General features: G+C 34.2%; 14 protein-coding genes and 2 pseudogenes. 6 read left to right on the top strand and 10 right to left on the bottom strand.

Annotated elements, in window-relative coordinates; genetic code table 11:
* Positions 1 to 56 precede the first annotated feature (56 nt).
* From JOC59_RS04415 to JOC59_RS04405, 3 genes are all read right to left on the bottom strand, one after another.
* Positions 57 to 533: a hypothetical protein gene (locus JOC59_RS04415; protein ID WP_205143588.1), complete on the bottom strand. Its 477-nt coding sequence runs from the start codon at positions 531 to 533 to the stop codon at positions 57 to 59.
* Positions 534 to 1,138: 605 nt separating this feature from the next.
* A complete protein-coding gene (locus tag JOC59_RS04410) occupies positions 1,139 to 1,972 on the bottom strand; it encodes an SGNH/GDSL hydrolase family protein (RefSeq protein WP_205143587.1) in 834 nt (277 codons plus the stop codon).
* A gap of 19 nt (positions 1,973 to 1,991) precedes the next feature.
* Positions 1,992 to 2,624 carry a hypothetical protein gene (locus JOC59_RS04405; protein WP_205143586.1) on the bottom strand — a complete coding sequence of 211 codons (633 nt, stop codon included), beginning with the start codon at positions 2,622 to 2,624 and terminating at the stop codon, positions 1,992 to 1,994.
* A gap of 260 nt (positions 2,625 to 2,884) precedes the next feature.
* Between JOC59_RS04405 and JOC59_RS04400 the strand changes: the two genes are divergently transcribed.
* The 3 genes from JOC59_RS04400 to JOC59_RS04390 all read left to right on the top strand — a co-directional run bounded on the left by JOC59_RS04400 (position 2,885) and on the right by JOC59_RS04390 (position 4,460).
* Positions 2,885 to 3,079, top strand: a complete 195-nt coding sequence (locus JOC59_RS04400) for a hypothetical protein (protein ID WP_205143585.1) — start codon at positions 2,885 to 2,887, stop codon at positions 3,077 to 3,079.
* Between the two features lie 12 nt (positions 3,080 to 3,091).
* A complete protein-coding gene (locus tag JOC59_RS04395; protein WP_205143591.1) occupies positions 3,092 to 3,574 on the top strand; it encodes an EAL domain-containing protein in 483 nt (160 codons plus the stop codon).
* 142 nt (positions 3,575 to 3,716) lie between these two features.
* Entirely contained in the window at positions 3,717 to 4,460 is a 744-nt protein-coding gene (locus tag JOC59_RS04390) for a GGDEF domain-containing protein (RefSeq protein ID WP_205143584.1), read from the top strand.
* Here the strand turns inward: JOC59_RS04390 and JOC59_RS04385 are convergent.
* Both JOC59_RS04385 and JOC59_RS04380 read right to left on the bottom strand, forming a co-directional pair.
* Complete coding sequence (locus JOC59_RS04385) at positions 4,341 to 5,081, bottom strand: preprotein translocase subunit SecA (RefSeq protein WP_205143583.1); 741 nt, start codon at positions 5,079 to 5,081, stop codon at positions 4,341 to 4,343. The two genes, JOC59_RS04390 and JOC59_RS04385, sit on opposite strands and share 120 nt — an antisense overlap.
* Positions 5,078 to 5,842: pseudogene (locus tag JOC59_RS04380) on the bottom strand (hypothetical protein). The gene JOC59_RS04385 and the pseudogene JOC59_RS04380 overlap by 4 nt, the downstream one beginning before the upstream one ends.
* A gap of 197 nt (positions 5,843 to 6,039) precedes the next feature.
* On the opposite strand from JOC59_RS04380, the gene JOC59_RS04370 reads away from it, so the two are divergent.
* On the top strand, positions 6,040 to 6,222 hold the full coding sequence (locus JOC59_RS04370; protein WP_205143592.1) for a hypothetical protein: 183 nt from the start codon (positions 6,040 to 6,042) through the stop codon (positions 6,220 to 6,222).
* Positions 6,212 to 6,334, top strand: a pseudogene (locus tag JOC59_RS04365) (transposase); the annotation flags it as partial. The gene JOC59_RS04370 and the pseudogene JOC59_RS04365, both read left to right, overlap by 11 nt.
* Before the next feature lie 126 nt (positions 6,335 to 6,460).
* On the opposite strand, the gene JOC59_RS04360 reads toward JOC59_RS04365, so the two are convergent.
* The 4 genes from JOC59_RS04360 to JOC59_RS04345 all read right to left on the bottom strand — a co-directional run bounded on the left by JOC59_RS04360 (position 6,461) and on the right by JOC59_RS04345 (position 10,616).
* The gene (locus JOC59_RS04360) at positions 6,461 to 6,925 is read right to left on the bottom strand and encodes a C40 family peptidase (RefSeq protein ID WP_205143580.1); all 465 of its coding nucleotides are present in this window, start codon (positions 6,923 to 6,925) and stop codon (positions 6,461 to 6,463) included.
* A 153-nt stretch (positions 6,926 to 7,078) separates the two neighbouring features.
* Positions 7,079 to 8,080, bottom strand: a complete 1,002-nt coding sequence (locus tag JOC59_RS04355; protein WP_205143579.1) for a LacI family DNA-binding transcriptional regulator — start codon at positions 8,078 to 8,080, stop codon at positions 7,079 to 7,081.
* A gap of 311 nt (positions 8,081 to 8,391) precedes the next feature.
* Entirely contained in the window at positions 8,392 to 9,558 is a 1,167-nt protein-coding gene (locus JOC59_RS04350) for an MFS transporter (protein ID WP_205143578.1), read from the bottom strand.
* A 107-nt stretch (positions 9,559 to 9,665) separates the two neighbouring features.
* Complete coding sequence (locus tag JOC59_RS04345) at positions 9,666 to 10,616, bottom strand: carbohydrate kinase family protein (RefSeq protein ID WP_205143577.1); 951 nt, start codon at positions 10,614 to 10,616, stop codon at positions 9,666 to 9,668.
* Positions 10,617 to 10,749: 133 nt separating this feature from the next.
* On the opposite strand from JOC59_RS04345, the gene JOC59_RS04340 reads away from it, so the two are divergent.
* Positions 10,750 to 11,436 carry a dihydrofolate reductase family protein gene (locus tag JOC59_RS04340; protein WP_205143576.1) on the top strand — a complete coding sequence of 229 codons (687 nt, stop codon included), beginning with the start codon at positions 10,750 to 10,752 and terminating at the stop codon, positions 11,434 to 11,436.
* Between the two features lie 257 nt (positions 11,437 to 11,693).
* Here the strand turns inward: JOC59_RS04340 and JOC59_RS04335 are convergent, their stop codons facing one another.
* Positions 11,694 to 12,578, bottom strand: coding sequence for an ADP-ribosyltransferase (locus JOC59_RS04335; protein ID WP_205143575.1), 885 nt, complete (start codon positions 12,576 to 12,578; stop codon positions 11,694 to 11,696).
* Positions 12,579 to 12,588: the final 10 nt, after the last annotated feature.

The raw sequence follows: 12,588 nt of genomic DNA, 5'->3' as shown, positions 1-12,588 counted from the left end.
TAAATTACAAAAAAACAACTAATCCAAATTATGAATTAGTTGCTTAATAAATTAATTTAATTATTTAGTCTATCAGTACCATTTGACAAAGAGCCAACAAACGTGGCCCCACTAGCCCCACTTTCAGCGGTTTTAAACCCTTTTATAAAGAGTTTCTGCATCGCTTTAAGCGTGAACGGTGTGTGCTGTTTCTTTTTTATAGCTACAGGCTTAGGTGCTTCTTTTTTAGCTGTGCTGTTAAAGACTAGCTGTTGGTTACTAGAAAGGTTAAGCATCTTAACAGGCTGAACTTGCTTATTCGCCTTAAACAACGTTATCTCGTAGCTTCCAGGTACCAAATTACTAATCACTAATTTTTTTTGCCCTTGAAATGAGCGCTGATTAAGTAAAATTAAGTCAGTCTTCTTAAGATTTTTTAGTGTTAAGCGCACTGCTGTTAATTGTAATTTGTAATTTGTGTAGCCCCACCAATAGTGCTTAGCAATTACTTTTACATTTTTAACAGGTTGCTGGTTAATTAACTTAGTCAGCAATTTACTTTGTTGTTGCTTTATTTTGAGATACTGTTGTGCATACGGCTTAAACCCTAGCGCAGGTACTTGATTCCCCTTTATAGTGATTGCTTGGGATGAAATGTGCTTAGTAGCTAGCTGGTTAACAGTCCGGGCAATTTGTTACTCGCGCCGATTATAGTGCACTAGTAACGCTAATAGACCACACATAAATAAACAACCAACAATAAATAATTTTTGCGTATACCACGGCTTAAATTTAGGCATTTTGCGTTTGATCGCGGTATAATCAATGGCACTTATTGTAATAACTTTATTTCTTAAAAAATGGCCACAGTTTTTACAATACTTTGTATCTAGTGGATTATGGGTTCCACATTTTTAACATGTCATATAACTTATTTTTAATTATTAACAAAATAATTGTTACTCCTAGCATTTTAAAGAGCCCCCAGGATATATTGAGTATATATATTCAATATATCTCTCTTACGATAATAATAGCTTATTTGAGTAAAAAAAAATAATTAAAAATAATTATTTATAAATAATATTAATTTTTTCTATCAATTTATTTAATAAAAAATGCATCTTAATAAAATTTAGATGCGCTTCGCGCTATTTACTTATTCCAAACCAGTTAACCACCGACCAAAGTATATCCCTAACTTATTATACGTTTGTTGCGTCGGATGCGTTCCATCAATGGTTTGATTATAACGTACCAAGATTTTATTGGTTAGTGCATTCCAATCTAAAATTTCCACGCCATGCTTTTGGTACACTTGCCGATAATTGTTACTAATCGTATTTAATGAATAACCATGATGTTTACTGATTCGATAATGTGTTTTCAAAGCCGGGATGTGCTTTTTCGTTACCCATCTTTCTAGCGGTAACATGGCAATAAGACGAGCATTTGGATTTAAGGCTTGAATGTGCGTTAAATCTTGATCCAATACTTTTACTGCTTGTTTTTGTAATTTTCCACTCAAATAGCGATATTCATTAGTCCCATAAGCAATTGTAATAATATTTGCACTTTTAATTAAATTTGGATGCTTACTAATTTGGTATCCCAAGTTTTGATAAATTATATTATTACCAGCTGGGATCGGTAAAACACCGGAGCCGCTAACACCAAGATCGGTAAAAACTTTTTCATATTGAAAGACATATCTTACATAACTAACTCCCACGATTGGGTTACCATTAACATCAGCAGTTTTGCCCTTCGTGATTGAGTCACCAAATGAGACCACTTTTAAATGCCGACTCAATCTGCCAACTTGTGTCCCTTTGCTAAAACTGACATAATTTTTACTGACATTAATCGTACGGGCAGCGATTTCATTCCGTTTACCTTTACCTGATTGCACGGTTGTTGGGATTGGCCAAGCGATAATCACACCAATCGTCAAGGCTAGTGTAATTTTTAATATATCAAATTTGCTTCTCATTATTTTTTGTAACTTCTCCCTATTTTTTTTCAATATGCTTTGGGATTGCTTGATCAACAAGAACCTCAATGACACTTTGATAGATAGTTATTGGTTCATTGTTCAATTTAGCACCTGAGAATAAGTTAATACGGCTATGAAGTAATGCTAACCATTGCATCTTTTTGGCATTTTGCATTGGGGTATTGATAACAAAGTACTTAAATCGATAAAGCTTATAACCAAACGTCTTTAAAATATAGATAACATTAACTGCTAATAAATTTCGATTACCAATGTTTTCTTCTAAAAATAAGCTGACCTGGGCTGATTGAGCCGCTTGATTGCGCTGACTGATAACTAATGAACCAACAACAACATCATTTAAGACAATTGCTAAGTATGTGGTGGGCGCTTGTCTTTTAATTTTTTCGTAAACCATTCCACCTTGTTTCGTAGCCTCAAATAGCGCCACTGATCTTAAAATATCATTTGATAAGGTTTCAATTGCTGGTGCGTTCAGTGGTTGCTTAATGATTTTTTCTACTATCTTTTGATCGGTAACATAATTATACTTGCGTACTAAAATGGTCCATTTGGTTAAATGTGCAAAATCTCGTTGATCATTCACAAATAACTCACGCATTAGTGTCACTTCTGGTTCATCTCTCATTTATATCTTAACTTCCTTCACAATATCGTAAAATATTTAATAATACCATGTTTTTAAATTTAACAATCAATTATACCATTAATAGCTAGTAACTCAAATTGACGCTAGTTTTTTTAGTAATTTGGCTTCATTCTACCAAAGTTTATTGACTGTTAAGTGCTGATTTAATATATTTAAAAGTAAATATTTAATTTTAGTGAAGGGATCGCGATATAGACTGTAGTATTACTAATTGAGTGCTACATGACTATTTTTAACGTATGAAAATTGATATTAATGACTGGTATTTAGTTGAACAACCAATTTGGCAATTTACTAAACATGGTCCACTTTTAAAGAAAAAACTTTTGTTTCATGAATTATTGCTCCGTTCAGCAAAAACACAGCGCTTTCCTGCTAAAGAATTCACCTTATTAACCCAATCTGCTACTGGTAATAAATTAATTTTTGACTAGCTTACTACTCAAATTACTAACCTGTTAGCTAATAATTCTGCCAAGATTATATCCATTAATATCGACCCACTACAAGCAGTCGATAAAAATTTTATTCCTTTCTTAAACGTTATCAAGCCGTATCACCCGCAAATTCTTATTGAATTAACAGAACGGGTGACACAACAGATGGATACAAATGATGTACAAATAATTTTAGACAATATTAGTCAAGCTGGTTTTAAAATTCTATTGGATGATATCGATATGGTTCACGATACGATTAATCTTGCTAAATTATTACGCTACGTTGTTGGTTTAAAATTATCAGCTGATCTAGTTGATAATACGACCTACCCTAAGATTAATAAATTACTACGTTTTTTGAAAAATTATAATCAATGTTTTCTGATTGGTGAAGGGACAAGTACTGCCGAAATTTTTTATCTTTATTTAAATCATGGTGTCTTAGCGCAACAGGGTTGGCATCTAGATAAGGAGAAAAACCGTAAATAAAATGATCCTTTATATTTATCAATATACGCTAATTATTATCTTTGCGTTTTTAATTATCCTTGCTTTGTTATTTATGTAACAGAGTCAACGTTTTATTAAAAATAAAAAACTTTACAACTTGGCATATACTATTAGTTATATTATGTTTACTTACACCATTGTCTCGACCAGTAATGCTTTGTTGCATCATTCATTTTTATACTATCTCCCAATTTTGATTATGGCGTTAACCACTGAAGGCTTTTTGTCTACTATTTGTTTATTGCTAACACCTTGTGTCCTTTTAGGTTATTTTGCTATTTGGCAGGTGACCTTAGCGCCTATCGCAATCATCACAGTTCTTTTAAGTGGTTTCTTTACAGCACTGTGCTTATCAATTATTAAAAAATTGAATAACTGGTTAGGATTATTTATCGTTACTATTTTAAATACTAGTGTTGAAATAATTCAAAATGATGCCATTCATAATGTTAATTTAAATTTCTTTCTAACCACGAAAACATTATTTATCTATCTGGTTAATGCATTAGTGATTTTATTAATCTATAAATTTATCACCTATATTCAAGCTAAAAACTCTGAACTGGATTTAAAACTTAAACAAGCCTCTGAAGATGAATTAACAGGATTACTGAATTATCAAGCACTAAAAATAGATTTTTTAGCCCGCGACTATTCTTTCAAAAACCAAACGGTTATGATTCTTGATATTGATCACTTTAAACAAATCAACGATACTTATGGCCATCCAGTGGGGAACCATATTTTAGCACAGTTTGCTGCGATACTTACGGCCTATGCGCACACTTTTTTTGATGCTAGTGCCTTTAAAATTTATCGTTACGGTGATTGCTCCATACGTACCAGCCTGCGCAATAATTGCTGATTCACGCGCCACCCTACTAGCATTTAAGACCGAATGGGAAATTTGTCCATTTAATAAGATTCGTGAATATAAATTTGACATGGTCACTGAACCAGTCGCGATTAAAACCGGTCGCCCAATTGCATACGCCGCCTTTACTTCCTCAATTGAGGCTAATATTTTAGTCTGGTTATCAGCAAAGACTAAATCACGTTTATCAATCCGTTGAACTGGTTTGTTGGTGGGGATTGCCACCACATTTAACCCATATGTATCTAAAAATTCCTGGCGATCGCTCATCCCCGTACCAGTCATACCAGCTAGTTTCTTAAATTTTCGAAAGAGATTTTGATATGTAATTGAAGCTATTGCCCGACTTTCATTAGTAATTGGAATTTTTTCCTTCGCCTCTAGCGCTTGATGCAGTCCGGCTTGGAGTTTAGTGCCGCCTATTTTACGCCCATTGATATTATCTAATAACACAATTTCGCCATTTTCAACAACATAGTCATGATTAAGTTTAAATAAATAGGTGACCCGTAAGGCTAATAATAAGTGTCGATATAGATCTTGCCCGCGGGTAGTTAATAGCCCGGTGATACCAAAAAGATGTTCAGCTTTTTCAATCCCCTTGTTAGTCAACCGAACTTTTTTTGGTCATTACTTTGGCCAATATCTGTTGTTTGACCAAGCTTGTGAATCATAGTATTTGCTAGTCCATATAAATTAGACTGCACCCGCGGCGCACCAGAAATAACTAACGGTGTTTGGGCCATATCCAATAATACTGCATCAATTTCATCAATTAATGCAAAATTAAAGCCCTGAATTGCTTGATCAGCTGGTGTTGCAGCTAAATTATCAAATAAATAATCAAAACCTAATGCACTATTAGTTGTATAAATAATATCAGCCTGGTAAAGCGTATTTTTATCTCGATCAGGATTATCTTTTTCATCTAGCATTGTGCCAATGGCGACTGTTAGCCCTAACCATTCGTAGACAACACCAATATTTTGCGCATCTCGGTTAGCTAAATAAGCGTTAGCCGTAATTAAATAATTCCCTGGCCCCATTAGCCCATGTAAATACATTGGCAAGGTCGCCGTTAGAGTCTTACTCTCGCCCGTCTTCATTTCCGCAACATTATGATAAAATAGCGCGATTAACCCCACAATCTGATTAAAGAATGGACGCATTCCCAACACATGCTAATCTGCTTCCCGAATTATTGCATACTCTCTGATTAAAATTGTGTCTAAAGCAATTCCTTTTTGTAGTTGATCTTTAAAAATTTGGGTTTGTTTTTTTAAAGTTTGATCAGTCATTGCTGCAAATTCAACAGCTAGTTTATCAACTTGATGGGCTAATTTTATATAACGCTTTAAGTCTCGACTTTTCATCCCAATCCCCCATGAATAATTCAGCATTGTTGAATAAATACAGTCATTAATTTAAATTTTATTTCAAATCTATTATCACATTTTGCTTAAAATAATTCCGACTAATTATATTTATTTTTTAAAATTTTCAGGTAATAGCATATATAACTTTAATTTAATTTTTCAATAAATTGCTATCATCGATAAAAACCCCGCGATTGTCTTCGCTATGCGAGGTTTCTCGGATCTACACTGAAGTTATTGATCGTATTTTAGCATTATCAATTGATTTAAAAACTGCCGATACTTTTTATCAAGACATTCTCTTCAGTCTTAAAAAACGTGATAAAGACTATTTACTAGCAACCATAGTTGCTAATAATACATTACAGATTTTCTAATGGCCCTGTAGAGGGAATTAACAATAAAATAAGAGTTATTAGTCGTATTGCATACGGTTTTAGAAATTTTGAAAACTTCAGACAGCGTATTTTAATTAGCTTTAAAAATTAATATTTTGCGATAAATTACAAAAAAACAACTAATTCCAAATTATGAATTAGTTGCTTAATAAATTAATTTAATTGTTTAGTCTATCAGTACCATTTGACAAAGCGCCATGATTATTAGGGGTTGGCGCTACCTTACCCGCGTGGCAAAATTTGGTCGTGAACCCATGCCACCCATTCTAACCCCATAGCCTGGTGCTAGTGCATTGACATAACTATTTTTACTGGTAGCAATGGCGACATGATATACCACCCCACGCCGTGACCAAAATAATAAATCACCCGCTTTAACTGAACTTAACTTAATTCGCTTCGTTTGTCTGGCTTGTGTGCGTGATGAATGTGCTAATTTGACACCAGCAGCATGTTTATAAACATATGTCACTAGGCCTGAACAGTCAAAAGCATATTTACTTGAAGCGCCCCACACATATGGTCGCCCAATAAACTTTTTAGCATACTTAGCTACTTTTTTACCGTTAATATGGTGTGAACTAGCATCAGCGGTAACATTTGTGGTACCAACTCCGACAGCAATGGTGATTAAAGTTAAGGCTAACATGATTAGTGATTTTATATTATTTTTTGTTTTCATTATTTTTTATTCCGTGTATCCTTCATTTAATTGCTAGAGTTAATATACTATTTGTAAATATCAGTTGTGTTACACTAAAAAAACAAATCAGTTTCCTTTTTGACAAACTAATGTAGCGCTTATACTTACAAAATAATCTCCTTTAAATAAATTTTACAAAGATCGCCGTTTTTTAATCGTGGCCGGATGTTGATAATCAAGGTTTGCACTTGGTGTATTATTTAATTGTTTAATTAACATTTCCGCTGCAATGGCGCCAATCGCATAGGGGCCTTGACTAACTAGCGTTAAGTCTGGTGCTAATATTGCTAACATTGGTGAATCAGCAAACCCGGTAATCCCAATTTGTGTCGGATACTTGAGTTGGTAAAAATTAATTAAAGCTAGAATTTGAATTAATAATTCTTCCTTTAATGCAATGATGGCTGTTTTGATTTGAAAATTATTAGTAAGTGCTTTTAACTCTGTATAATTTTGTGCTTGATTAAAATCCTTTGCACTTATTTGTTTAATAATAATTTTAAGCGTAGTTGTTTTTAAAGCAGATTGTAAACCCTGTATGCGTTCATAGCGACTAGTCACAAATTGAGGATTTTCAGTATAAATAATGACTTGTTGATACTTTTTACTGCTAATCACATGCGCTAATGCTTGGCCAACATCAAAATTATTCGAAGTAACTGATGGCCACTGATAAGGTAAGGTGTAGCGATCAACTAACACAGTTGGTAAAGCTTGCGTCATTAACTTATTATAGTGAGCTGTTTGATTAACCAATGGTTGTAAAATTAGCCCATCAATTTGTTGCCGTCTTAACTTAGCCATTTGCGTCGTTTCTCGCTCAAGGGAATCACCAGCATTAACTAAGATTGCATCATAACCAGCCGTTTGCAAAATTGCGTCGGCCCCATTGAAGACTTCAGTCGCAAAGTTATCATCAATATTAGCAATCATCACCCCAATTAAACCGGTTTTTTTTAACTTCAATTGTTGCGCCGCCTTATTAGGAATAAAATCGTATTTTTTAATAATCGCTGCTATTCGCTGAGCTGTTGCTGGTGACATCCGCTTAGTTTGGCCGTTAATATACCGTGAAACTGTTGCCACCGAAACATTAGTGAGTTTTGCAATATCTTTAATTGTCATCTTCGCCATTTTTTTGCCTCATCATTTATCAATGCATTTATTATAACAAATTATTTTATCCATTATAATTAAAAATGAGTTAATTATTTTGCTGGTATTCACAACATATCCTTTTTTAACCACCCCGCACTATTTTTATCTTCAAACCTAAACATTACGTTACCTATTTACTACCACCCTAACCTAAAAAGACGTAAAAAAAGACCGCATTTTTATCAATGTACAGTTAAACCCCCGATATTGGATTTTAGTCCACTACCGGGGGTTCACTGTAAGGCAGGCCTTTTTAATATCTCTTACTAAAAAATAAATTAAACAAGCTAGTTGTGTTTTGGATGTTTTAAAGCATACGTTAGCAATACTGATAACGTCAAAAAAATAACCACAATTATATATGGATAATGATAATTAACGTCTAATAAAAAGCCCGCCATACTTGGCCCAATAATATTACCAACACTAGTCAATGACATATTTAAGCCATTCAAGAAACCTTGACCATCACGACTAAATTTTGTTAGTAAAGTGGTTACTGCTGGGCGAATGACATCCATTGCTGAAAATACTAGGAGTGTCGCAATTACCACTTCAACTTTAGTATGCGCAAATAAAATCCATACAACCCCGATTGTACTGAATAAAAAGCTATAGCGAATGACACGAATTTCATTTAACCATTCAACTAAGCGATCAAAAAAGACAACCTGTAAAATAAGGGAAATGATGCCGTTTAAAATTAAGACCACGGCAATATTATTAATACTAAAAGCAAATACCTCATTAACATAAATACTATAAATTCCTTCAAAACCGGCAAGTCCAAATGCTGATACTAAAATTAATCCTAGTAATAAAATAATTGGTCCAGTCATAAATTTTTGCCAACGAACTGGTTGCTGTTCCGTGGCTTGCTTTAAATGATGCCCTAGTTCAGCTTCCCTTGGTAAAAAGAACAACATGATTAACATACTTAAGAAACCTAACATACCGGCACACCAAAACGGTAATTTATAACTAACATTGGCTAACATACCACCAATCCCCGGTCCTAAAATCAAACCACCACTAAATGATGCTGATAACCAACCAATAACACGAGCACGTTGCCGTTCAGTCGTAATATCCGCAGCCATGGCCATCGCGGTTGGTACAACCATCGCCCCAGAAATCCCCCCAATAATTCTGGAAAGATCAAACATTAACAATTGATTACTAATCGCAAACACAAATTCTGACACCATGAATAGTGCTAACCCTAACACTAGTAACGGTCGCCGCCCAATTCGATCAGAAAGCATCCCAATAATGGGCGAACCTATTAATTGGGCTAAGGCATACAAGGATGTCATAATACCCATGTCAGCTGCTGTTAGGTGCAATTGGTTTTTTAAAAATGGCATTACTGGAATTACTAAACTAATCCCTAAGCACACTAAAAATTCACTAAATACTAAAATAAAAATTGCTCTTTTGGCTTTTACATTCATTTTTAGTTTACCTCACTTATTCATCTAGTCAGCTAAAAAAGCATCCTTCCATTATAGAAAGAATACTTAGATTAAGTCAACAAAATTGTCCTAAATTGAGAGCTACTCTAATTGTTAACTAAATTGGCACGATAAAATTCACTCAACCGAGCCGAGGTTGGGTAACCATTAGTCATAACAGGTTCTTTAATAATAATATCTGTTAGTGCTACTGAGCGTTTTAAAATTGCTCTAAGTGACATTTTTTCTAAAACGGCACTTAAAATGCCTAACATACAACCTAATTCAACTTGATGCCGAATTGCTACGTCAAACTTAGTTGTAAAGGGCATTGATGCTGTTACTTCACCCCTGACTTTCCCCGTCACGCCCTTATTAATATCACCAACAATTACTACCTGGGTTACGCTCGAATTTTTAAAGTAATAGTCAGCAACTATTTCAAAGTCATCCGTTCCTACAAGTTGCTGTGCTTCTTCTTGGGTTAATAAAACATACTTGGCATACTTAGCGTATCCATTCATTTTAGTCACAACTTCTTGCGTGATGTTGGGCATTATCGTATACAGCATTGGTGCATAGGTAATCACAACCTTTTCATCCCTTAATCGTTGAATTAAAATATTAATTGCGTCATCAACCTGTGGTGAAATTAAAGATAATGAGCCAGCAATGTGCCCCACTTTAACATCATGTAAAGCAACATTTTGAATTTGTTGTTGTGACAAATATTTAAAGGCCGAATATTTATCGTTTAAATAACGCTCTTCATCTGCCACCAATTTAGCAGTGGTATTATAATCACTCGTCATTTCTAAGTTTTCAATGCTAACCTGTTGTTTTAAAAGCTCATTTTTAACAACCACTCCTAGCGGATCATCACCAACTCTGGTAATCACACTAGCAGAATGGCCTAAATGAGCAAGACCAATAGCAAACTTTGTATTTACCCCATCTAAAGTTTGCTGATAGGTCACCGCACTTCCCGTTTTTTGATCAATTTTTTGAACTTCTTTAAAAGCGACAATTGGTTCACTAATGGTTAAAAATTCACTCATTTGCATTTCCCCCAAAATATTTTACTATGAAGTTTATTTAAAATCATTGTTGCTATGTTAAGTTTGAATCTTTCCAAACATAAATAATGTTATAATTTAGATAAATTAGCGTAAGTTAGGAATTATTTAGCATATGTCACAAAATCGACCTTATACAACATTATTTTTGCTATCATCCCTTGATGGTAAAATTTCATCTGGTAATAGCTCAACCTTTAATGCCCGCAAAGAATGGTATCAAATCCCTGAAATTGCGATTGGGCTCCAACAATTTGTTGATATTAAACAAACCGTTGATGCTTGGCTTTTTACAACTGCCAAATCATTACTCAGTTTTAATGTTAACCATCTTAGTTATACCCCTGAACGAACAGAATCATCAATTGCTATCATTGATAACCACCAACGACTAACCCGACATGGCCGGAAAATTTTGGCTAATTATTATCGGCGCGTTGTCATTTTTACGGAACACCCCAATTATCCTGAGGATACAGACAATGTAACGATTATCTACCAAGCCGCCTTGACTTTAGGCAAGATTTTAGCAATTTTACAAAATACCTTTAGTATTACAAATATCACTATCGAGGCGGGAGGGAGTATCAATGCGGCCTTGCTTAAGGCCCACCTTGTTGATCGAATCTCCATCGTTTTAGCCCCCCTAATTGTGGGGGGCCAAGATACGCCAACGATTGCTGATGGTGAAAGTCTAACTGACTTAGCAGATATACAAACACTGATTCCACTACGTTTAGAAGGTATTCATCAATTAGATAATTCATTTTTACAAATCAATTATTCTGTAATTAAACGATAAACTAATTATAGCATTTACAGCGATAATTATAACAACAATTTATAATTATTTTTGATATTATCATTAATTATTTAATCACAGTGCTTGATCGTCCTAGCAACGGATTATCATTGTTGCTCACCACTATCATGTATTAAAAGTAGCATAGCTATATAAAAAGACTGAATTTCTATAAATTCAGTCTTTTTATATAGCTATCTTCATGTTTACTTGCAAAAACTTACTATTTAAATATTATTTAGCGCGGATTATTTATATTACTCGCTAAAATTTAACGTAATAATTTTTTTACCAATTCCTGCTGAAATCCCAGTTACAATTAACTTAGCATTGTGTTTTATTAAATATTCATCCTCATTTTTAAAATTAGATAGCGCTGCTAAATCAGCTCCCTGACGCCCTGTTGGCACTTGAATTTTTAGTAAGGCATCACTTTTAAAGTTATTAGCAACTGATTTCAACAGTGAGGTGGACATATACCCTTTATCACGATAAATTGCCCCTAATTTTAATGGTTTATTGGCTAAACTAGCCTGCACGTTCGCTAAACTAGTTCCTCGCCAAACCGTAAAGGCATATGGTAGCTTAAACTTCATTAAACCAGCATCAATATTTTTAACCTGTTGTTTGATTTTAGGAGTACTTTTAACCTGACCACGCAAACTACCATTGATGCTAGTATAAGCAATTCCTGTGTAAGCAATCAACGCATTTTTTTGCTTAGTAGTTAAACTTTGCCGCCATTGCTTACCTAACTCATACATTTTAATCTGCTGATTTACTGATAATGCTGTTGTCTGATTTTGATAAACATAGTCTTTAGCCTTAGTTACCAAAATTGTTTTAGTGGTAACGGGCTGATTCACTCGTATAATAACCTGTGTATGCGGCTTACGTGGCGTTGTTCTAAGCTTAACTAAACTATGGGCTGGTAACCGAAATGTCTTAATAACGTGCCCAGTTTTTTTACTAATTTTAAACACGGTAATTGGCCGCTTAGTAACTTTAACCGTTGGTTGTAAGTTAATCGTATCCACTGAGCCAGCTTTTATTGTTTGGGCCTGAATTGCTTGGCCAAAGCCTAAAATTACTAATACGCTAGTGATTATCACTAATCCTAATCTTTTTTTTATCTGGAACATGCCCAACCTC

This window comes from Periweissella beninensis, assembly GCF_016908275.1.
Lineage (GTDB): Bacteria > Bacillota > Bacilli > Lactobacillales > Lactobacillaceae > Periweissella > Periweissella beninensis.
This window is presented reverse-complemented; position numbering and strand designations above follow the sequence as displayed.